This window comes from Actinomyces dentalis DSM 19115, assembly GCF_000429225.1.
Classification (GTDB): domain Bacteria; phylum Actinomycetota; class Actinomycetes; order Actinomycetales; family Actinomycetaceae; genus Actinomyces; species Actinomyces dentalis.
Genome location: NZ_AUBL01000003.1, coordinates 12,403 through 32,926 on the forward strand (window position 1 = coordinate 12,403; position 20,524 = coordinate 32,926).

At 74.9% G+C, this 20,524-nt stretch carries 16 protein-coding genes; 11 read left to right on the plus strand and 5 right to left on the minus strand.

Annotation, left to right across the window (positions count from 1 at the left end):
* Positions 1 to 94: 94 nt before the first annotated feature.
* The 6 genes from G446_RS20510 (at position 95) to G446_RS0101580 (ending at position 8,568) form a co-directional block, all read left to right on the plus strand.
* Positions 95 to 2,725, plus strand: a complete 2,631-nt coding sequence (locus G446_RS20510; RefSeq protein WP_051285542.1) for a tetratricopeptide repeat protein — start codon at positions 95 to 97, stop codon at positions 2,723 to 2,725.
* 58 nt (positions 2,726 to 2,783) lie between these two features.
* Positions 2,784 to 2,981, plus strand: a complete 198-nt coding sequence (locus tag G446_RS0101560) for a hypothetical protein (RefSeq protein WP_026408806.1) — start codon at positions 2,784 to 2,786, stop codon at positions 2,979 to 2,981.
* A 73-nt stretch (positions 2,982 to 3,054) separates the two neighbouring features.
* Complete coding sequence (locus G446_RS0101565; RefSeq protein ID WP_026408807.1) at positions 3,055 to 3,246, plus strand: type II toxin-antitoxin system HicA family toxin; 192 nt, start codon at positions 3,055 to 3,057, stop codon at positions 3,244 to 3,246.
* The gene (locus G446_RS0101570) at positions 3,243 to 3,611 is read left to right on the plus strand and encodes a hypothetical protein (protein WP_026408808.1); all 369 of its coding nucleotides are present in this window, start codon (positions 3,243 to 3,245) and stop codon (positions 3,609 to 3,611) included. The genes G446_RS0101565 and G446_RS0101570 overlap by 4 nt, the downstream gene beginning before the upstream one ends.
* A gap of 146 nt (positions 3,612 to 3,757) precedes the next feature.
* Positions 3,758 to 5,266 carry a metallophosphoesterase family protein gene (locus G446_RS0101575; protein ID WP_026408809.1) on the plus strand — a complete coding sequence of 503 codons (1,509 nt, stop codon included), beginning with the start codon at positions 3,758 to 3,760 and terminating at the stop codon, positions 5,264 to 5,266.
* A complete protein-coding gene (locus G446_RS0101580; RefSeq protein ID WP_245574540.1) occupies positions 5,263 to 8,568 on the plus strand; it encodes an AAA family ATPase in 3,306 nt (1,101 codons plus the stop codon). The genes G446_RS0101575 and G446_RS0101580 overlap by 4 nt, the downstream gene beginning before the upstream one ends.
* A gap of 107 nt (positions 8,569 to 8,675) precedes the next feature.
* On the opposite strand, the gene G446_RS0101585 is transcribed toward G446_RS0101580, so the two are convergent.
* The 3 genes from G446_RS0101585 to G446_RS0101595 all read right to left on the minus strand — a co-directional run bounded on the left by G446_RS0101585 (position 8,676) and on the right by G446_RS0101595 (position 12,829).
* Positions 8,676 to 9,146: a DUF6912 family protein gene (locus tag G446_RS0101585; RefSeq protein WP_026408811.1), complete on the minus strand. Its 471-nt coding sequence runs from the start codon at positions 9,144 to 9,146 to the stop codon at positions 8,676 to 8,678.
* A 912-nt stretch (positions 9,147 to 10,058) separates the two neighbouring features.
* Positions 10,059 to 12,128: a CpaE/TadZ family protein gene (locus G446_RS15300; RefSeq protein ID WP_051285544.1), complete on the minus strand. Its 2,070-nt coding sequence runs from the start codon at positions 12,126 to 12,128 to the stop codon at positions 10,059 to 10,061.
* The gene (locus tag G446_RS0101595; RefSeq protein ID WP_245574541.1) at positions 12,125 to 12,829 is read right to left on the minus strand and encodes a CpaB family protein; all 705 of its coding nucleotides are present in this window, start codon (positions 12,827 to 12,829) and stop codon (positions 12,125 to 12,127) included. The genes G446_RS15300 and G446_RS0101595 overlap by 4 nt, the downstream gene beginning before the upstream one ends.
* A 112-nt stretch (positions 12,830 to 12,941) precedes the next feature.
* Between G446_RS0101595 and G446_RS0101600 the strand changes: the two genes are divergently transcribed.
* A complete protein-coding gene (locus tag G446_RS0101600) occupies positions 12,942 to 13,157 on the plus strand; it encodes a helix-turn-helix domain-containing protein (protein WP_026408813.1) in 216 nt (71 codons plus the stop codon).
* Positions 13,158 to 13,176: 19 nt separating this feature from the next.
* On the opposite strand, the gene G446_RS0101605 is transcribed toward G446_RS0101600, so the two are convergent.
* Positions 13,177 to 13,737 carry a hypothetical protein gene (locus tag G446_RS0101605; RefSeq protein WP_026408814.1) on the minus strand — a complete coding sequence of 187 codons (561 nt, stop codon included), beginning with the start codon at positions 13,735 to 13,737 and terminating at the stop codon, positions 13,177 to 13,179.
* A 121-nt stretch (positions 13,738 to 13,858) separates the two neighbouring features.
* Between G446_RS0101605 and G446_RS19705 the strand changes: the two genes are divergently transcribed.
* The gene (locus G446_RS19705; protein WP_026408815.1) at positions 13,859 to 14,698 is read left to right on the plus strand and encodes a LysM peptidoglycan-binding domain-containing protein; all 840 of its coding nucleotides are present in this window, start codon (positions 13,859 to 13,861) and stop codon (positions 14,696 to 14,698) included.
* A gap of 12 nt (positions 14,699 to 14,710) precedes the next feature.
* Positions 14,711 to 15,382, plus strand: coding sequence for an Rv3235 family protein (locus G446_RS20810; protein ID WP_245574542.1), 672 nt, complete (start codon positions 14,711 to 14,713; stop codon positions 15,380 to 15,382).
* A gap of 122 nt (positions 15,383 to 15,504) precedes the next feature.
* Here G446_RS20810 and secA read toward each other — a convergent pair whose 3' ends face one another.
* Entirely contained in the window at positions 15,505 to 18,465 is a 2,961-nt protein-coding gene (gene secA, locus G446_RS0101620; protein WP_026408817.1) for a preprotein translocase subunit SecA, read from the minus strand.
* 278 nt (positions 18,466 to 18,743) lie between these two features.
* Here secA and G446_RS15305 point away from each other — a divergent pair, with 278 nt between their 5' ends.
* Both G446_RS15305 and hpf read left to right on the plus strand, forming a co-directional pair.
* Entirely contained in the window at positions 18,744 to 19,703 is a 960-nt protein-coding gene (locus G446_RS15305; RefSeq protein WP_051285545.1) for a ComF family protein, read from the plus strand.
* 179 nt (positions 19,704 to 19,882) lie between these two features.
* Positions 19,883 to 20,524: a ribosome hibernation-promoting factor, HPF/YfiA family gene (hpf, locus tag G446_RS0101630; RefSeq protein ID WP_026408818.1), complete on the plus strand. Its 642-nt coding sequence runs from the start codon at positions 19,883 to 19,885 to the stop codon at positions 20,522 to 20,524.

The following is a 20,524-nucleotide window of genomic DNA, read 5'->3' on the forward strand; positions in this document are numbered from 1 at the left end:
CGGCCGGTACGAATGCAGGCATCGGTGCTCCGGTCCGACGGCGGGACACCGTCTTCCTCCTTTCACCGGCGGGTTGGTCTTGTAGACTCCCGGCATGACCACCTTCTCCCTGGTCCCGCTCGGCACTCGTCTGGCCGCGCTCCTGCTGCGCGCCTCGGCCATGACAACCACCCCGCCCCCGCCGTCGAATGACGCGACGGCCGCCCCGTGCGCCAACGGCGCGGCCGCACCGGTCGGGGCGACGCGCGAGGACTGGCTCGCCGTCGAGAACCTCAGTGGGCGGAGCAATGAGGCGGCCGAGGTCCTCGGCGGGCGGATCGCCCCGCGTCTGGAGGCCGGGGTCGCGGACGCCCGGCGCCGGTGCAAGGAGCGGGGCGTCGACGCGGGTCGACTGCGGGGCGCGCTGGCCGAGGCCGAGCTCCTCCTGGGCGAGTTCGCGGCGGACGACGCCGTCACCCTGACCATTGCGCGCGAGCCCGACCGCATCGAGGGGGTCGTCCGCAGGCGCGCCCAGAAGCACCGCCAGAACGTGGGAGCGGGGGCCGAGCCCTTCTTCGACGCCCTCGTGCGGGCCGTCATCGGGGAGATCACCCGTCCGGTGGGAGCCGGGGACTCCCGACAAGAGACCGCCGACGCCGCGCAGCCGTCCTTCCAGAGCGTGCTCGAACAGATCAAGAACCGGAGCCCGCGCCAGGCGGCGATCGCGCACCGCCACCTCTGGATTCTCGCCCTGCTCGCCGCCTCCGGCGTCCCCGCGCGCTGGCTGGAGTTCGCGGATGAGGGATCCGACGACGCCCGCGAGGCCCTGAACGCACTCATCGAGTCCTCGGTCTGCCGACTCTCCAAGGACGGCTCGAAGGTCGTGCTGCCGCCGTCTCAGGGCGGGGCCGTCCGGCAGGAGTGGGAAGTCGAACCGGCTTATCGGGAGCGGATCGAGAAAGAGGCGGTCGGGCTCCTGGAGTTGGTGAACACGGTATTCATCCGGAAGACACGAGGAGAGAACCAGCGACAGGAGGCTCGCGATCTCGTAGACCAGTTGCGGGCGATCGCTGATCAGGACTATTCAAGGGGCCTGTTCGCCGACCCGCGCACCGGAGAAATCCTCGCAGCCGGTTTGCTGTACGTCATGGAGCTCGAGGGCACCGAGGCCGTTATATCCCTGTCCGACGCAGTGGAGAACCTTGCTCGTGCCCTGGGCCCCGACAATTCCTACACCCTGATCTCGCGCAATAACCTCGCGTGCGCCTACCGGGATGCGGGCAGACTCGATGAGGCCATCGACCTGTTCGAACAGGTTCTCGCCGACCGACTTCGTGCCCTGGAGCCGGATCACCTCGATATCTTGGTTTCTCGGAATAATCTTGCGGACGTCTGCAAGTCCGCGGGCAGGCTCAACGAGGCCATTCCCCTGCTCGAGCAGAACCTCACTGACTGCAAACGCATTCTGGGGCCCGACCACCCCGGCACCCTGACCGCCCAGAACAATCTTGCCGACGCCTACGAGTCCGCGGGCAGGCTCAACGAGGCCATCGACCTGTATGAGCGGACTCTGGCCGACCAGTCGCGCATCCTGGAACCCGACCACCCCGACGCCCTGACCACCCAGAACAACCTTGCCGCCGCCTACAAGTCCGCGGGCAGGCTCGACGAGGCCATCGACCTGCTCGAACAGAACCTGAGCGACCGGCTGCGCGTCCTGGGCCCCGACCACCCCGGCACCCTCGTTTCACGCAACAGTCTTGCCGACGCCTACAAGTCGGCGGGCAGACTCGAGCAGCCCATTCGCTTACTCGAGCAGAACCTGACGGACCATGAACGGATCCTCGGACCCGACCACCCCCGCACCCTCATCTCTCGCAACAACCTTGCAGAATCCTACCGGGAGGCGGGCAGGCTCGACGAGGCCATCACCCTGCACGAGCGGAATCTCGCCGACCGCCTGCGCATCCTCGGCCCCGATCACCCCTCTATCTTCGGTTCCCGAAGCAACCTCGCCGGCGCCTACTATGCCGCGGGCAGGCTCAACGAGGCCATCGACCTGTTCGAACAGAGCCTGAGCGACCGGCTGCGCGTCCTGGGCCCCGACCATCCCGACACCCTGACCGCCCGCAACAACCTCGCCGACGCCTACCGGTCCGCGGGCAGGCTCGACGAGGCCATCGACCTGTACGAACAGAGCCTCAATGACCGGGCTCGTGTCCTTGGCCCCGACCATCCCGACGTCCTGGGGGCCCGCAACAACCTCGCCTTCGCCTACCGGTCCGCGGGCAGGCTCGACGAGGCCATCGACCTGTACGAACGGGTCCTCGCCGACTGCAGGCGCATTCTGAGTCCCGATCATCCCAGCATCTTCCTATTCCGCAATAATCTTGCAGACGCCTACCTGAGGACGGGAGAACTGGACCGGACCATCGACCTGTACGAGCAGAACCTGGCCGACCGCGAGCGGGTCCTGGGACCCGGCCACCCCGACACTCTGACCTCTCGCCACAATCTCGCCACAGCTTACTGGTCCGCGGGCAGGCCCGGGGACGCTATTCTCCTGTTCGAACAGACCCTGGCCGAGGCCCTACGGGCCCTGGGGCCCGACCACTCCGACACCAGACTCTTCAGGAAGAAGCTCGCAGACGCTTATCGCGCCGTCGGACGCGATGAGGACGCCAGGGCCCTGCTCGCCCCGCCGTCCGCCTCCGACGGCGAGAAGGCGGGCCGGCCCGAGGACTGATGCGAACCGTCCCGAAAGTCACGCGAGATGCACTGCGCGCCATGGAGAGGAGCAAGGCATGAGCGAGACCGTCACCGTCACGGCCCGACGCTGGTCCGGAGGTTGGGAGCTGTGGAGCGGAGACGACTGCTGGACCCAGGTCGCCCGCCTCGACCGGGCCCGCCAGCAGGTCGTCGACTACCTCGACACTGTCGACGAGGACACCGACCACTCCGACTGGACCATCACCGTCGTCCCCGAGACGGCGCCCGCGTGAAAGACGGCGTCAGCGGGCTCCGCACGCCGTCGTCCTCACAACCACCGCATATTAACGGTACTAGACTGACGTGGTGACCAAGCCCATGAAGTACCGGGAGCTCGTCCGTCTTCTGACCGAGGCCGGCTTCACCCCCCGACGGGGCAAGGGCGACCACGAAGTCTGGCGCAACGGCGCCGTGAGCGTGACCATTACACGGACGCGCGAGGTCTCCCCGAAAGTCACGCGGGATGCACTGCGCGCCATTGAGAGGAGCAAGGCATGAGCGAGGCCGTCACCGTCACCGCTACCCGCTGGTCCGGCGGTTGGGAGCTCGAGATCGACGAGAACCACCACACCCAGGTCGCCCGCCTCGACCGCGCCCGCCAGCAGGTCGTCGACTACCTCGACACCGTCGACGAGGACACCGACCACTCCGACTGGACCATCACCGTCATCCCCGAAGTAGCCTCCCTCGACCGGGTCCACGCGGCCAGGGAGACCGCCGACCGCGCCCGGGCCCTCCAGGAGGAGGCCGCCACCGCCTGGCGCGAGGCCGCTCTCGCCCTGCGCGCCGAAGGGCTGTCCGTCGCCGACGCCGCCACCATTATGGGCGTCTCCCGCGGCCGCATCTCCCAGCTCACCGCCTGAGCCGGCGGCGCGCAGAGTCCCCGGCCCCCAAAAAAAGGGGGTCGGGTGCGGGGTCGCATCCGCGCCCCGCACGGGAGGCTGCGTTGACCGGGTCCGCTCCTCTCGGGCCCGGGCGGGATCCGCGCCCCGCATGAGAGGCTGCGCCCATGCGGATCCTGCACACCTCCGACTGGCACCTGGGTCGGACCTTCCACGGCCGAGTGCTCGACGACGCCCACGCCGTCTTCGCCGACCACCTCGTCGAACTCGCCCGCGCCGAGGCCGTGGACGCCGTCGTCGTGTCCGGGGACATCTACGACCGCGCCATCCCGCCCACCGACTCCGTCCGCCTCCTGGACGAGACCCTGCGCCGCCTGAGCGACATCACCCGCGTCATCCTCACCCCCGGCAACCACGATTCCGCCCGGCGCCTCGGCTTCGCCTCCGATCTCCTGCGCGAGGGCCTGACCATCCGCGCCCGCGTCGCCGACGTCGACCGGCCGATCGTCATCCCCGGCCCCGACGGCGGCGACGGGCTGTACGTCTACGCCCTGCCCTACCTCGACCCCGACGCCGCCCGCGAGACCCTGCCGCCCCTGCTGGCCGATCGTCTCGGCGAGGAGATGGCCGACGCCGCCCGGACCGCCGACCCCGAAGGCGCCCGGACCGCCCCCGAAGGCGCCGGGGGCCACTCGGAGAAAGCGGCCGGCGATCCTCCCGGGACCGCCTCCGACGCCGCCACCCGGCGCCTGCCCCGCAGCCACGAGGCGGTCGTCTCCGGCGCGCTGCGACTGGTCGCCGCCGACCTCGCCGCCCGCCGCGCCGCCGCCCCCGCCCGCGTCCCGGCGCTGGTCATGAGTCACGCCTTCGTCGTCGGCGGTCTGCCGAGCGAGGAGTCCGAGCGGGACATCCGGGTCGGCGGCGTCGACTCCGTGCCCTCCGGGGTCTTCGCCTCCCTGGGCGGCTCGCCGTCGGCCCGCGAGTGCGGCGGGCTCGACTACGTCGCCCTCGGGCACCTGCACCGTCCCCAGGAGATCCGCTCAGCCGGCGGGGCGGGCGGCGCGGGTCGACGGAACGGACCGGACGATGCCGGCGGGGCGGGTCGGCCGAACGGGCCGGGCAAGGCCGACGGAACCGGCGGGCCGGAGGCCAGCGAGTCGGATGAACCGGACGAGTCCGGTCCGCCGCAACGGGGCTCCCGGCCGGGCCCGCGCCTGGTCTACTCGGGCAGTCCCCTCGCCCTCTCCTTCTCCGAGGCCCCCTTCCCCAAGTCCTCGGTCCTGGTCGCACTGGGTCCCGACGGCGTCGCCTCGCTAGAGCGCGTCCCCGCCCCGGTGCCGCACCGCATCGAGACCGTCACCGGAACCATGGACGAACTCCTGAGCCCCGCCTGGGATCACGCCGCGGGCGCCTGGGTGCGGGCCGTCGTGCGCGGGCCGATGCCGCTGGGCGCGACCTCGCGGTTGCGCGAGCGCTTCGGGCAGGTCCTGGCGATCGTGCGCGAGGAGGACGAGGAGGCGCCCCGCGAGCGCATCGTCGTCACCCGGGCGGCGGACCCGCTGGAGGTGTCGGCGCAATTCCTCGCCGAGGTCGCCGAGCGCGAGCCGAGCCCCGCCGAGCGCGCCGTCCTGGCCCGGGCCTACGAGGCGGTCCTCGCCTCCCGCGGGGGCGAATGATGCGTCTGCACCGACTGACCATGACCGCCGTCGGCCCCTATGCGGGCACCGAGACGATCGACTTCGACCGCTTCGCCGCCTCCGGCCTGTTCCTGCTGACCGGCCCCACCGGGTCGGGGAAGACGACGATCATCGACGCGATCGTCTTCGCCCTCTACGGGGACGTGGCCGACGCCGACGACTCCTCCAAGGACCGCATCCGCTCCCGCCTGGCGGGGCCGGAGACCCAGACCGTCGTCGAGCTGGTGTTCTCCACCTCGGCGGGCGCCTACCGGGTGCGCCGCACGCCCGCCTACCGGCGGCCCAAGCGCCGCGGCACGGGCACCACCCCGGAGCGGGCGAGCCTCAAGGTGTGGCGGTTGACCGGTCCGGACGGGCGCAGCGCCGACGACGCCGTGCTGCGCCCCGACGAGGCGGGGCCGGAGCTGGCCCGGGCGGTCGGGCTCAGCCGGAGCCAGTTCACGCAGACGGTGGTCCTGCCCCAGGGCAAGTTCGCGCGCTTCCTGCGGGCCAGCTCCGACGAGCGGCACCTGCTGCTGCGCGACGTCTTCGGCACCCGCGTCTACGACGACCTTCAGAAGGAGCTCGCCGATCGGGCCCGCGGCGCCAAGCGCGCGGCGGAGTCGGCCCGCGCCGACGTGCGCAGCGCCGCCGAGGCGCTCATTGCGCTGCTGTGCGATGCGGACGGGGCGGACGACGACGCGGACGGGGCGCCCGATCCAGCCGATCGCCTGCGCCTGGCCACGGCCGGCGCCGAGGTGGACGCCGTCGCCGTCGAGGCCGTCCTGGACGAGGCCCGCGCCGGACTCGACGCCCGACTCGCCCGAACGGAGGCGGACCTCACCGAGGCCCGGGAGCGCAGGAGTCGTGCGACCGCCGCCCTGGAGGAGGCGAAGGACCTCGCCGCCCGCCTGGCCCGGCGCGCCGAGCTCATGGAGGCGGGGCGGCGCCTGGAGGACGGCGCCGCGCGGGCGCGGGAGGACGTCGATCGGCTCGACGCCGCCCAGCGCGCGGCGCGGGTCGCCGGCGTCGAGGCCCTCGCCCGCCGTTCCGCGCTCGGCGCGAGGGCCGCGCTGGAGGATCTGGCGCGGGAGGGTGCGGGCGACGGCGAAGGCGAGGATGCGGGCGACGGGGCCCGCGCCGAGATGGCCGGCGCCCTCGACCGCCTCGACCTGGACCATCTTGGGGCCGCCGCCCCGCAGGCGGATCCGACCGCTGCCCCGGCGATAGACCCGACCGCCGCCCCGGGACCGAACTCGGTCGCGGCCCCGGGACCGGAGGCCGGCCCGACCGCGACCCCGCAGGCCGGGTCCGCACCGGAGACTGAATCCGTCCCGCAGGCGGATCCGACCGCTGCCCCGCCCCCTGTCCCGCCGCTGTCGAGCACGGCCGCCCTCCTGGAGGATCTGCGCGTTCGGGCGAAGGCCGCCCGGGAGCGCGCCGCCGCCCTCGCGCCGCTCGAGGAGCTCGAGCAGGACCTTGGCGCCCGCCGTGCCGAACTGGATGAGCGCCGCGCGCAGGAGGCGGAGATGCACGACCTGGTCGTGCGCGACGAGGAGGCGCTGGCGGCCCTGCCTCAGGACGAGGATCGGCTGCGCGCCGGTCTGGCCGCCGCGCGGCGGGCCAGTTCCCGCCTGCCCGCCCTGGAACTCGCCCACGAGCGGGCGGCCGCCCGCCTGGAGGCGCACGAGCGGCTCGCCGAGGTCGCCGAGCGCCTGGAGACCGCCGCCGGCGCCGTCGAGCAGGCCCGGACCGGGGCCCTCGCGGCCCGGGACCGGGCGCACCGGCTGCGCCGCCAGTGGATCAGTGCGACCGCCGCGGGTCTCGTCGGCGAGCTCGTCGAGGGCGAGCCCTGCCCGGTCTGCGGCTCCCCGGACCACCCCGCCCCCGCCGAGGCCGGCGCCGAGGCCGTGCCCCGCGCCGACGTCGAACAGGCCGAGGACGAGGCCCGCCGGGCCGAGGCGCTCCTCCAGGAGGCCGTCCTGGACGCCGAGCGGCTGCGCACCGAGCGGGACGCCGCGGCCGACCGCGCGGGGAGGGGCACCCGGGCCGAGGCGGCCCGGGAAGTCGAGTCGGCCGCCGCCGCCCTCGAGGCGGCCCGCGACGAGGCCGCGGCGGAGGAGCGCCTGGACGCCGAGTTGGCCGAACTGGGCCGGCGCTCGGCCGAGCTGTCGGAGCGCCTGGCGGGGCGGCGGGAGGCCCTGGCGGGCCTGCGCGCCTCCTCGCAGACCCTGGACGAGCGGCTGCGGGCCGACGCCGCCCGCATTGAGTCGGCGCGGGGGGACGCCGGCACCGTCGCCGAACTGCGCGCCGGCCACTCCGCCCGGGCGGACGCCGACGAGCGCCTGGCCGATCTCACGGCGGGGGCGCGCGACGCCGTCCTGTCCGCCATCGAGGCGGCCGGGGCCCTGGCCGACGCCCTGCGGGCCGAGGGCTTCGCCGACGCCGGGGCCCTGGCCCAGGCCGGTCTGGACCCCGGGGCGCGCGAGGACCTGGCCCGGCGGGTCCAGGAGACCGCCGTCGAGGCCGAGCGCGTGCGCCGCGGTCTGGCGGAGGGGGCCGTCGCCGCCCTCACCGGTGAGGAGAGCGCCGACGTGGAGGCGGCCGAGGCCGACGGCGAGGCGGCCGAGGCGGCCTGGCGGGAGGCCGTCGAGGCGCGCAGTTCCCTGCGGGCGCGGCGCGACGCCGTGGAGGCCTCGTGCCGGACCCTGAGCCGGGCCGTGACCGCCCTGGGAGCCGCGACCGGCGATGCCGCGGCCCTGGTGGAGGTCTCGGCCCTGGCCTCCGGCTCCGGCTCCAACCGCCGGGCCATCCCCCTGGCGAGCTGGGTGCTGCTCGAGCGCTTCGCCGAGGTCCTCGTCTTCGCCAACCAGCGCCTGGAGCACATGTCCGGCGGGCGCTACGCCCTCGTCCGCGTCGATGACGAGAAGCAGGCCGCGCGCAGGCGCGGGCTCGGACTGGGCGTCGTCGACCGCCTCGGCGGCGAGGCGACGCGGGATCCGCGGACGCTGTCCGGCGGGGAGACCTTCTACGTCTCCCTGGCCCTGGCGCTGGCGCTGGCCGACGTCGTGACCACCGAGTCCGGTGGGATCGCCATGGAGACGCTGTTCGTGGACGAGGGCTTCGGGTCCCTGGACCCCGAGGCCCTCCAGGACGTCCTGGCCGAGCTCTCGCGGCTGCGGGCCGGCGGGCGCACCGTGGGGATCGTCAGTCACGTCGAGGAGCTGCGCCGTCAGATCCCCGACCAGATCCGGGTCGGCCGCGACGATCGGGGCTCCCGCCTGCGCACGATCGGCGGTTGAGCCAGCAGACGAGGACGCCCCGGAGGCCGGGGCTCCCGCCTGCGCACGATCGCCGGCTGAGGTCCGGGCGGCGGTCGCCCGGGACCCGGACCAGCCGCGCCTGCGGCTCAGGCGCCCAGCCGCTCCGCCAGCGGGGCGCGCTCGGAGACGTCGAACCACAGCAGGTCCGCGTCCGCTGCCCGTTCGAAGGCCTCCTCGTCCCCCGTGCGCGCCGCCCGCACATCCGCCTCGGCCCGCTCCTCGTCGACCAGCAGGGCCGCCACGTCGTCCCAGGACACGGGTCCGAGGAGCTCCACCGTCCCCGGCAGCGCGTCCGGCCCGACGGCGAGCTCGCGCACCGCCTCGGCGTCGACGTCCGCGGCGATGACGATGCGCCGGTCCGCCGCGCCGTCCGCGGACGGTTCGGCCAGCAGCACGAGCGAGGCGTCGGCCGCGCACAGGCTCGCCGACATCTCCAGGCCCTCCTCATCCTCCTCCGGCAGCGCCCGCGCCAGCTGCGCGGTCACGGCATGGGCGGGGCGCGCGGAGATCTCGGGGGCGGACAGGTCGGCGGCGGTGGCGGGGATGTAGATGCGCATGGGACCAGTGTGCCCCGCCCCGCGCCTCTTCCCGGTCCCCTCGCCGAAACGGCGGAGAACCGCCGGACCCATCGAGGCGTCCGACCGGGCTCGACGCGCCGAGTCCGGCCGATCAGTCGCCGATCCTCAGTCGCGGGGCGGTTCCGGTGCGTCCTCGGAGGTCGTTTTGGCGCTCTGGGAGGATCGTTCGCGCCGGCACTCCGGGTGGGTCCAACAGTTTCCGCATGATTCCGCGGTTTTCGCAATAGTGCAGTCGGGTGCGGGACGGAACGATCCTCCCAGGGCGCCATTTCTCGTGCCTGACGCCCGCCGTGGCCTCCGCCGTCCGCCGCCCCGGAGGTAGGAGTCGGCGTACGCCCCCGTCGGCCTCCCGCGAACGCCCCGCTGTTCGCCGCCCCGGAGGAGTCAATATGGTTGCAGCTCGACTCGGCGGTGCATGTACCACCATCCGCCGCCCCGGGGGACTTCGATTCGGTGATGTCATCTCGTCTCGCATTGTGCGAGACGGGCTCGCGCGGATTGAGTTCGTGTGGATTGTGCCGGGCCGGGCTCGCATTGCGCGAGTCGAGATGGATCTCGGCGAGCAGACCTGGAATTTCGTGAACCGGCCTCGGGGTGAGCCCCCTGGCGCGGTGGCGTATCCGGCGCGGGGAGGCGCCATCCCTGGTCGGATGCGGTCGAACCGGGGGCCGCGGCCTTGAATCATCAGCGGGTCACTCCGGGCGCCCCGCAAGTCCCATGCGTCCCATCGGGCCGGGCGCCGCGATCCGCGAGCACGTCACTTAACCTGCGAGCACGTCACTTAACCCGCGAGATCGCCGGGTAACCCGCGAGAACGTACCTCTAGCAGACGTTCTCGCGGGTTAAGTGACGATCTCGTCGTCTACCCGACGATCGGGGCGCCCGGTCCGCTCAGCTCGCGTGCCGCCCCTTGCGGCGACGGGGCGGCCGACGCGCCTCCCGCGAGGTTCGTTGAGGCGTCTCCCGGGCGGTCGGCGGCGTCACCGGCGGCGGCATCGGCGGCGTCACCGGTTGCGACGGCGTCCGAGGCGCCGGTGATGTCGCCGAAGAGGGCGCCGTGAACGGAGTCGCCGCGGACGGCGGGAACGCCGCGGTGGGCGCCGCAGACGGGGGCGCCACGGGCGGCATCGTCCGGGGCGGCATCGGCGGCGGTGGGGGCGGGGGCGGCGCGGAGGCCCCGGGCGGCGCAGGCGACATGGGCGTCCCGGGCGGAGAAACCGCGAATGGGAGCGGAGGCGCGGACGCTGGCGGCACGGGCGGCGAGGGTATCGCGGAGGCACCGGGCGCTTCGGGCGCGGAGGACGCCGCAACCGGCGCGGAGACGTCCTCGGGCGCGTCGGCGCCGTCCCGGCCCGGCCCCGCCCCGGGCGCCGCCGTCCGGGGCGGGGAGCGCCGCTCAGCGCGCCGATCCCGCCACCTGCGCAGGAGCCCGCGCCGCCGCTGGCGCGAGGCGGTGCGCCGGGCGCCGGCGGCCGGATCGATCCGGTCCACGAGGACCGCGAGCGCCCGCCCCAGGGCGCTGCCGGGGGCGCCGTCGAGCACGCTGCACCCGGCGAGCATGCACTGGTCGGCCACCGGATCCTCCGGCAGCAGCGTCACCTCCTCCAGCCCGCCGAAGCGCGCCAGCGCCTCCCTGACCGCGCGCTCGGGGGACGGGCCGGCCGCGGAGGCGCGCACCCGGTTGACCACCACCTCGATCCTGCCGGCGGGGCGCTCGCCCTCGTCGAACTGGGAGACGAGCTGGAGCAGGCGGCGCACTCCGACGGGGTCCGCCGCCCCCACGATGACGACGACGTCGGCCGAGCGCACCAGGGACGCCGCCAGGGCGTCGCGCCCCGGTTCGAGGGTGTAGTCGTCGACCTCGTCCTCCAGCGGCCCGCCGGCGATGTCGACCACCGTCCAGGCGGCCACCTCCCGGCACCCGGTCCACACGTCCGCCATGGGCGAGGGCGGCAGCTCCCGCCAGCGCCCGGAGCGCCCCAGGCCGCTGAGCAGGCTGTGGTCGGGGCCGACCGGGACGAGCAGACCGACCAGGCTCTCGGTGTCCAGGCGCGAGTGCGAGGCGAGCCGGGCGGCCGTGGCCAGGGAGGAGGAGTCCTCGGGCAGGCCGAGGACTTGGACGAGGCTGGGGGCCTCGACGTCGGCGTCGACGAGGACGGACCCGCCCGCCCGGGCCAGGCCGTGGGCCAGTGAGGCGGCGACCGTGGTGCGCCCCGGCGCGCCGTGCGGCCCCCAGACGACGGCGAGCCGCCCCTCGCGGGGCTGGGCCGTCTCCGCTCCGGCGTCCGGCGGGGAGCCCGGCAGGGGGCGCCCGGCGGCCGCGGCGCGCGTCCGGGCCGACCCGTCCCGGTCCGGCGCGGACGCGGGGTGCCGGCCGTCCGCATCCGAACCGGCGATGGACCGGCCGCCGCCCGGCGCGGACGCCGGGCGGGCGCCGCCGGGCGGGCCGGGCATTCGCGCGTCGGGCGGGTCGGCGGATGCGGCGGACACGGCGGGGGCTCCGGACGGACCGGAGGCGGCGAACGAACCGGATGCGGCGGACACGGCGGGCGGACCGGCGGGCGGGAGCGCCGGCGCGGCCTTCGCACCGCCCCGGCGGGCGATCAGCTGGAGCCGGGCGCGCAGCATGGCGGGGTCGACCCGGCGCGGCATGGTGGGCCATCCGGCGGCGGCCCAGCGCCGCTCCTCGTCGTCGTCGTCCACGAGGAGGACGCCGGCGACGCCGCACCGCTCCAGGCGGTCCAGGACGGTGCGGTCGAGGTCGTCGAAGCCGGTGTCGAGGACCGCCAGCCGCGCCAGACCCGCCAGGGCGGCGCTGAGCAGCTCGGCGACGTCTCCGCAGCGGCGCACGACCCTCAGGCCGCTGCCGGCGGCGTCGAGCGCCCGCACGATCGCGGCGTCCTCCCCCGTCAGGGCCAGCAGGACGCCGTCGGCGCCGCGCCAAGCGGGAGGGTGGCTCATGAGCTCTGGCCCGTCGGCACGAGGACGAGCGGCCCCTGACCCCCCGCGGCGGTGAGCACGGGCCTCACGAGTTCGACGGGGACGAGGACCTCGACGCTGACGGTGGTGCCGCTGACGAGCCCCGTGTCCTTCTGGCCGATCGAGACGATGATGAGGTTCTGGGCGACGAGCTCGGCCTGCGGGGCGTCCGCCCGACCCGCCGCGGCGGACTGGGAGGACTGGTCGGGCAGGGCCCACAGGTCGGCGTAGTCCCCGGCCTTGACGCCTGCGGGCAGGCCCTCGGCCACCTCGATGAGGATGGAGCGCAGGTTCTGCTCCTGGGCCGGTCCGACGGCGCCGGCGGGCAGGAGCTCGCCGGCCTTGAGCGAGCGGGTGGCGACGGCGCCGGCGGGCAGGTCGCCGGCGCGCACGTAGGCGCCGGTCCCCGGATGCGAGGAGACGACCGTCAGCACGCCGTCGGCGCCCAGGTCCGCCCCCGGGGCGACGTCCTGGGCCAGGACGTAGATCTCCTCGGTCTCGGCGGCGGCGTCGACCGCCCAGGCGCCCAGGGCGACGGCGGCGCCGATGAGGGCTATGCCGCCGGTGAGCCGCGGATCCCGCCAGGGCCTGGAGCGCAGACGCGGTGGGCGGGAGCGGCCGCGCGGCGGCGTGGTCGTGTCTGTCGGGCCCTGGGAACGGGGGCGACGGAAGGCTGGACTCATGAGGTCCTCCTTGCTCACTCATGATGGTCGTGGATGCTGGGAGGGGGTCTCAGAGCATCCGTGATGTGTTTCAGGGATAGCGCACAGCGCTTCGCAATGTGACAATGGTGCCATGAGCACCACGTTCCTGACTATCGCCGACGTCGCCGAGAGACTGCAGTTGTCCGCCCAGGGCGTCCGCTCGCTCATTCTGTCCGGGGATCTGCCCGCCATCCAGGTCGGGGCGCGGCACCTGTGGCGCGTCCCGGAGGACGCCTTCGACGCCTACGTCGAGCGCCAGCTCGCCTCGACGCGCGAGATGGTCGCCGCAGGGCGCGCGGAGGGCTGAACCCGGCCGGGCGCCCCGCTCAGCGGCTGCGCACCGCCTCCACGGCCGCGAGCAGCACGCTGGTGCGCCCCCGCCGGGGACGCACGGGCTCCAGCCGCGAGGCCGGGTCGATGCCGTCGACGAGGACGTCGACGTGGTCGGCCCCGACCCGCGAGAGCCTGCCGACCACCTCCCCCGCCGCGAGCAGGAGGCGCGCCCTCGCGCCCTGACGCGCCAGGGCCCGCAGGGCCGCGGTCAGACCGGACCCGCCCGATCCGCCCCGGGCCGGATCGGCGACGGGCGCGGGGCCGGGCAGTGACGAGACGACGGCGATGGCCCGCACGGGCACGAGCGTGCGCAGCCCCTCGCCCTCGTCGATGACGAGGACCTCCCCGCCGGCTTTGAGCAGGCGCCCGTCCACGGCGAACCCGGAGAGGGTGCGCATGTGGAGCTCGGCGCCGACGGCGTTGCGCAGGCGGTCGAGGATCCGGATCCCGGCCAGCTCGGCCTCGGCGAGATCCGCGCTGGCGGCGGCGATCTCGGCCCGCCGCTCCGCGTCGAAGCGGCTCTCCAGGTCTGCCAGAAGCGCGTCCCACTCCACGGCCCCACCCCATCACACCCGCGCCGACCGGACAAGACTCGCCGAAGCACTTGACAGTACCGACACTAATCACGCATGATCAAATCATCTCAAACATAGTCGTTCGAGATAGGAGCATCTCATGCGCACCCGCCTGCGTCTCGGCGCCCTCACCCTCCTCGCCTCGGCCCTGGCCGTCGGGCTCGCCCTCGCCGCCTGCGACGCCGCCGGCCGGCTGGCCTCCGCTCCCCCCTCCGCCTGGGGCCCGACGGCGCTCACCCGGGCGCTCGTCCTCCTGGCCTGCGGCGCGGGCGCGCTCGGCGCCGCCTGGCACGCGCTCTCCGGAGCCCTGGCCGTCATCGCCCTGGCCGGCCCCGCCCCCTCGACCCGGGGAGCCGGGATCCGCCGCGCCGCGCTCCGGGCCCTGCACCGCTGGGGCGCCCCGATCATGCGGCGCACGACCGCCGGGGCCCTCGTCGCCGCGGTGGCGGCGGGCGCCCCGGCGATGGCCGCGCAGGCGCCGGGGGCGTCCGACGACCTGGGCTGGGCGCCCACCGCCTCGGCATCCGCGCCCGCCGAGCCCGCGCCCGCCCCCGGCCCGGACGCCTCCCCGGGCGCCGAGCCCGCGGCCCCGCGGCCCGATCCCGCCGCGGGAGCGCCGAGCGGGGAGACATCGGCCGCGGACCCGCCGGCCGGGGATCCACCGGCCGCGGAGGCGCCGAGCGCGCCCGCGACCACCCACCAGGTGAGCGCCGGGGAGTCGCTGTGGTCGATCACGCAGGAGCTCCTCGACGCCGGAGCCGCGGAGGCCCCGACGGACCCGTCGTCGGGCGGGCCGAGTGCGCAGGCCCGGGTCGCGCGGGCGTGGCCGATCCTGTACGCGGCCAACGCCGAGAGCATCGGCGCCGACCCCGACCTCATCCTCCCGGGGACCGTCCTGAGCGTGCCCGAGGACCTCCTGAGACCGCCGTCCCGCCCCTGAGAGGAGACCGCCGTGACCGCCGAGCCGATGATCCTGACCCAGCCGGGTGCGCCCGCGCCGCGCAACACACCCGCCCGACTCAATGCACCCGCGCAGCTCGAGGCGCCCGCACCGCCCCCGACGCCCCCTCCGCTTCAGCCGGGCGCGCCGTCGAGAGCCCCGGCCCGCGCACCGGCGCATGCCCCGGCCCGCGTCCCGGTGCGCGTGCGCCGCACCGGGGCGGGCGGCGCCGCCGTCGCGCCCGCGGCCCTGACCAACGCCGAGATCGACCGAGGATGGGACCGGCTGCGCTTCCAGCCGGCCCTCCAGCCCCGCAAGACCCAGACCGAACGGGCGGGCACGACCCGGCCGCAGATCTGCCCGGACCCCGTCCGGGTCGTGCGCGCCGTCGTCACCGCCGCCGTGGAGGTCCTCGCGGGTCTGCGCCCGGCCACCCAGCTGGGCCGCTGGACGACGCCGGAGCTCTACGACGCCATCGCCCGGCGCGCCGGTCTGGCCAGACGGATCCTGGGCGAGTACGGATCCGTGCGGCCGCGCGTGCGCTCGGTCGATCTCCAGCTGACGCGCTCGGGCGCCTACGAGGCCTGCGTCATGGTCGAGGACGGGCACCGCCTGCGGGCCGCGGGCGCGCGCGTGGAGCCGCGCCACGGCCGGTGGGTGCTCTCCGCCCTGGAGGTCGGCTGAGCCCGGCCGAATCGCCGCCGCGGGCCGTCCGCCCGGAAGGCCGCCCGGCGCCGCGAAGAGCCGCGTCGGCCCGGCCCGTCACCGGACCGACGACGTTCCGGTGACGGCGCCGGCCCGGCTGCTCAGTGGCGGCGCGAGCGCTTCTTGGCCGCGCGGCGCCTCTGGGCCCGGTTGCCGGCCTGAGCCTGACCGCCCGCCTGGGCCTGTCCGCCGGACTGCGCCCGGCTGCCGGCCTGAGCCTGACCGCCGGACTGCGCCTGGTTGCCCGCCCGGGCCCGGCCCCCGGCCGCCTGACCCGCCCGATTGCCCGCCGTCCGACCGCCGGACCGGGGCGCGGGCGCCCGCCCGGCCTCGGACCTCGTCGTGGCCTGGCCCGAGCCGTCCTCCGAGGGGGCGGAGTAGGTGACGCGCTGGTTCATCGACGCCCGGCCGGTGTCGCCCATGACGGAGCGGCGCGGCGCCGACAGGCCGGCCACGGCCGTGCCGTCGGAGCCGGCGACCGCGCGGGCGGCCTCGGCGGTCCCGTCGGCCTCGGCCCGCGCCGCGGCCGCGTCGAAGCGGACCACGTTGGCGAAGACCTGCTCGACGGTCTCCTCCCGGATCCCCTCCATCATCGCCTTGAACATGTGGGCGCCCTCGTTGGCGTACTCCACCAGCGGGTCGCGCTGCGCCATGGCGCGCAGGCCGATGCCCTCCTTGAGGTAGTCCATCTCGTACAGGTGCTCTCTCCAGCGCTTGTCCACCACCGCGAGCAGCACGCGGCGCTCCAGGGCGCGCATGGGCTCCTCGCCGAGCTGGGCGCGGGCGAGCGGGTTGACGTTCAGCCGCTCCTCGGCCTTCTCGTAGGCCAGGGCCGCGTCCTCGGTCAGCTCCGCCGTCAGCCGCTCCGCGGTGAGGTTGTCCCGCCCGCCCACGGCCTCGACGATCTCGTCGGCGGTCAGGGACACCGGGAAGAGCCGGCCGAGCTCGGCCCACAGGGACTCCAGGTCCCACTGGTCGGGGCGCCCCTCGGCGGTGGCGGCGTCGACGATGCCGCCGACCGTCTGGGAGCGGAAGTGCTCCATCTGCGGCTCGAGGTCCTCGCCGTCCAGAACCCGACGGCGCTCGGAGTAGACCTTCTCGCGCTGCTCGGTCATGACGTCGTCGTACTTGAGGACGTTCTTGCGGATCTCGTAGTTGCGCGACTCGACCTGGCGCTGGGCCGAGGCGATGGCGCGGGTGACCACCTTGAACTCCAGGGGGACGTCGTCGGGGTAGGCCCCCGAGGACATGATGCGCTGGGCCAGCCCGGAGGCGAACATGCGCATGAGGTCGTCCTCCATGGACAGGTAGAAGCGGGACTCGCCGGGGTCGCCCTGGCGCCCGGAGCGCCCGCGCAGCTGGTTGTCGATGCGGCGCGACTCGTGGCGCTCGGTGCCCAGCACGTACAGCCCGCCGAGCCCGACCACCTCGTCGTGCTCGGCCCGGCAGGCCTCCTTGGCGGCGGCCAGGGCCGCGGGCCAGGCCCGCTCGTACTCCTCGGCGTTCTCCTCGGGGTCGAGCCCCTGCTCCTTGAGCGCGGTGACGGCGATGTGCTCGGCGTTGCCGCCCAGCATGATGTCGGTGCCGCGCCCGGCCATATTGGTGGCCACGGTGACGGCCCCCTTGCGGCCGGCCATGGCGACGACGGCGGCCTCGCGGGCGTGCTGCTTGGCGTTGAGGACCTGGTGGGGGATCCCCCGCTCGCGCAGCAGGGAGGACAGCTGCTCGGACTTCTCCACGCTGGTGGTGCCCACGAGGACCGGCTGGCCGGCCTCGTGGCGCTCGGCGATGTCGTCGACGACGGCGATCAGCTTGGCGGCCGCCGTCGTGTAGACCAGGTCGGCCTGGTCGACGCGGATCATCGGCTTGTTCGTGGGGATGGGCACGACGCCGATCTTGTAGGTGCCGGCGAACTCGGCGGCCTCGGTCTCGGCGGTGCCGGTCATGCCGCAGCGCGAGCCCTCGGGGTAGAGGCGGAAGTAGTTCTGCAGGGTGATGGTGGCCAGGGTCTGGTTCTCCGCCTTGATCTCCACGCGCTCCTTGGCCTCGATGGCCTGGTGCATGCCCTCGTTGTAGCGCCGCCCGGGCAGGACGCGGCCGGTGTGCTCGTCGACGATGAGGACCTCGCCGTCGCGCACGATGTAGTCCTTGTCGAGGTGGAACAGCTCCTTGGCCCTGATGGCGTTGTTGAGGAAGCTGATGAGCGGGGTGTTCTCCGACTCGTAGAGGTTGTCGATGCCCAGGTAGTCCTCGACCCGCTCGATGCCCGAGGCCAGGACGCCGACGGTGCGCTTCTTCTCGTCGACCTCGTAGTCCCTGCCCGCGCGCAGCCGCTCGGCGATCTTGGCGAACTCCTTGTACCACTTGTTGACGTCGCCGCCGGCCGGGCCGGAGATGATGAGGGGGGTGCGGGCCTCGTCGATGAGGATGGAGTCGACCTCGTCGACGATGACGAAGGCGTGGCCCCTCTGGACGAGGTCCTCGGGGCGCTGGGCCATGTTGTCGCGCAGGTAGTCGAAGCCGAACTCGTTGTTCGTGCCGTAGGTGATGTCCATCGAGTACTGCCTGCGGCGCTCGGCGGGGGCCTGGCCGGTCAGGATGCAGCCGGTGGTCAGGCCCAGGAAGCGGTGGACGCGGCCCATGAGGTCGGACTGGTACTCGGCGAGGTAGTCGTTGACGGTGACCACGTGCACGCCCTTGCCGGTCAGGGCCCGCAGGTAGGAGGGCATGGTGGCCACCAGCGTCTTGCCCTCGCCGGTCTTCATCTCGGCGATATTGCCCAGGTGCAGGGCCGCCCCGCCCATGATCTGGACGTGGTAGGGGCGCATGCCCAGCACGCGGTCGGCGGCCTCGCACACCGCGGCGAAGGCCTCGGGCAGGAGCTCGTCGAGGGTCGCCCCCCGGTCGTAGCGGTCCTTGAGCTCGTCCGTGACACCCTTGAGCTCGGCGTCGGTGAACTCCGCGTAGTCGTCCGCGAGGGCCTCGACCTGGTCGGCGATCGAGTCGAGCTTCTTGAGGGTGCGGCCCTCGCCGAGGCGAAGGATCCGGTCGACGATCGACACGCTGGCATCTCCCTTGTCGGTGGTGGGACGCGGGCCCCGGCGGGCCGCGTCCCCCGCCCGGTCCCACCGGGCGCAGTCGATGGTCATCGTAGTGGACCGCACGACGGCGGCGACCGGCGCGCCGCGTGGTCTTGCTCGCGGCGATACCGCGGCCGCGGCCCCTCCCCCGCGGCCCTCCGCCGCGGGGCGCGCGGCTCCACGGCCCGGCCCGCCCGCCCCGGCGGCGCGGCCCTGTGGACAACCGGGGGCCGGCGGACGGCGGCGTGGGATCATCGTCCGTGTCCGCACCGACCCCCGCCCCCGCGCCTCCGCCCGCCTCCCCCCGCCGCCCGGCGCGGTCCGACGGCGCGGGGCCGACGCCGGGACGGGAGGCCGCCCGCCTGCTCCTGCCCGTCTCCTGCGCCGGCTGCGGACGGTGGGAGACGGCGCTGTGCCCCTCGTGCCGCGCCCTGCTGCGCGCCCCGCCCCTCGCCGTCGAGCGCGCCGAGGCCGCCGCGGGACTGCCGATCCTCGCCCTGGCCCCCTACGCCGGGCCGGTGCGCGCCATGGTGCTGGCCTGGAAGAGCGGCCGGAGGGAGGACCTGTCCGCCGTCATGGAGGAGGCGGGCGCCGCCGGAGGCGCGGCCTGGGCGGCGGCTCTGGGCGGCTCGGGGCGCGAGACCCTGCTCGCCTCCCGCGGGCTGCTGGTGGTGCCCGCGCCCTCGGGCGCGGCGCGGCGGCTGCGCGGGCGGCTGGTGGCGGCGCGGCTGGCCGACGCCGTCGCCCCGGCCGTCGCCCGGGAGTTGGGGCGCTCCTGGCGCCGCGCCGGCCGGCCGGCGGGGCCCGTGGTCGTGCTGAGCGCGGACGTGCTGCGGCGCGGCCCGGCCTCGGGCGGCGCGCACCAGGCCGGACGCTCGGCCCGGCAGCGGCGGCGCAACCGGTCCGCCCCGCCGCGGGTCCTGGCCCCCGTCCGCGGCTGGAGCGTCCTGCTGGTCGACGACGTCGTGACCACCGGGGCGACTCTGGGCGCCTGCGCCCGCGCCCTGGAGGGGGCCGGGGCGCGGGTCCTGGGCGCCCTCGTGGTGGCCGCCCCGCCTCCCCCGCGGCGCGGCGCCGAGCGCGTGCCGGGACCGCGCCCGAGCCGTCCCGGCGATGGGGCCGCCCACGGTCGGGGCGATGGCCCGGCCCGCGCGCCCGGAGCGTCCGCGGGCGGCGATCGCGGGGCGCGCCGGCCGTCGTCGGAGCCCGGCATGGTGTAACTTGTTGTGTCACAACACACAAGGCGCGGCGGCCCGCGAACGGGCCGCCGACCCGCCCCGCGGGGCGGATGGCAAGGAGGTGATCGGCGACCTTCCAGTGCCCGCCGTGAGGTTGCGGCGGGCATCCCCACCCGATCCCCCTCCACGGGATCATCAGGACCCAGAAAGGGATTCCCACCATGGACATCACCGTCGTCGGCCGTAACGCTGAGATCAGCTCTCGCCTGCGGGACTACGTCGAGGAGAAGGCCACCAAGGTCGAGCAGTTCGACCCCCGCGTCCAGCGCGTCGAGGTCGAGGTGACCCACGAGCGCAACCCGCGCCAGGCGGACACCGCCGAGCGCGTCGAGGTCACCGTCATCTCCAAGGGGCCGGTCATCCGGGCCGAGGCCACCTCCTCCGACCGCTTCGCCGCCTTCGACATCGCCATGGGCAAGCTCACCGAACGCTTGCGCCGCGCGCGCGACCGCAAGAAGGACCACCGCCGCTACGTGGTCGCCGCCGTTCAGGAGCGCGCCGAGCAGGCGGGCGAGGAGCCCGTCGTCCCCGAGACCGACGACGCCCCCATCGAGGACTCCCCCTCGGCGCCCACCGAGCACGGCGTGGCCGTCGAGTCCCAGCTCGGCGACTCCCCGGTGATCGTGCGCCAGAAGCTGCACGAGGCGACGCCGATGACCGTGGACGAGGCCCTGTACCAGATGGAGCTGGTGGGCCACCCCTTCTACCTCTTCATCGAGAGGGCCACCAAGCAGCCCTGCGCCGTCTACCACCGGCACGGCTGGACCTACGGCGTCATCCGCCTCGACGCCCAGGTGATGTAG

What these genes read in the sequence shown, in the direction of transcription:
- G446_RS20510 (WP_051285542.1), top strand. Translation starts at nt 95, where the DNA reads ATGACCACCTTCTCCCTGGTCCCGCTCGGCACTCGTCTGGCCGCGCTC.
- G446_RS0101560 (WP_026408806.1), top strand. Translation starts at nt 2,784, where the DNA reads ATGAGCGAGACCGTCACCGTCACGGCCCGACGCTGGTCCGGAGGTTGG.
- G446_RS0101570 (WP_026408808.1), top strand. Translation starts at nt 3,243, where the DNA reads ATGAGCGAGGCCGTCACCGTCACCGCTACCCGCTGGTCCGGCGGTTGG.
- G446_RS0101575 (WP_026408809.1), top strand. Translation starts at nt 3,758, where the DNA reads ATGCGGATCCTGCACACCTCCGACTGGCACCTGGGTCGGACCTTCCAC.
- G446_RS0101580 (WP_245574540.1), top strand. Translation starts at nt 5,263, where the DNA reads ATGATGCGTCTGCACCGACTGACCATGACCGCCGTCGGCCCCTATGCG.
- G446_RS0101585 (WP_026408811.1), bottom strand. Translation starts at nt 9,146, where the DNA reads ATGCGCATCTACATCCCCGCCACCGCCGCCGACCTGTCCGCCCCCGAG.
- G446_RS15300 (WP_051285544.1), bottom strand. Translation starts at nt 12,128, where the DNA reads ATGAGCCACCCTCCCGCTTGGCGCGGCGCCGACGGCGTCCTGCTGGCC.
- G446_RS0101595 (WP_245574541.1), bottom strand. Translation starts at nt 12,829, where the DNA reads ATGAGTCCAGCCTTCCGTCGCCCCCGTTCCCAGGGCCCGACAGACACG.
- G446_RS0101600 (WP_026408813.1), top strand. Translation starts at nt 12,942, where the DNA reads ATGAGCACCACGTTCCTGACTATCGCCGACGTCGCCGAGAGACTGCAG.
- G446_RS19705 (WP_026408815.1), top strand. Translation starts at nt 13,859, where the DNA reads ATGCGCACCCGCCTGCGTCTCGGCGCCCTCACCCTCCTCGCCTCGGCC.
- hpf (WP_026408818.1), top strand. Translation starts at nt 19,883, where the DNA reads ATGGACATCACCGTCGTCGGCCGTAACGCTGAGATCAGCTCTCGCCTG.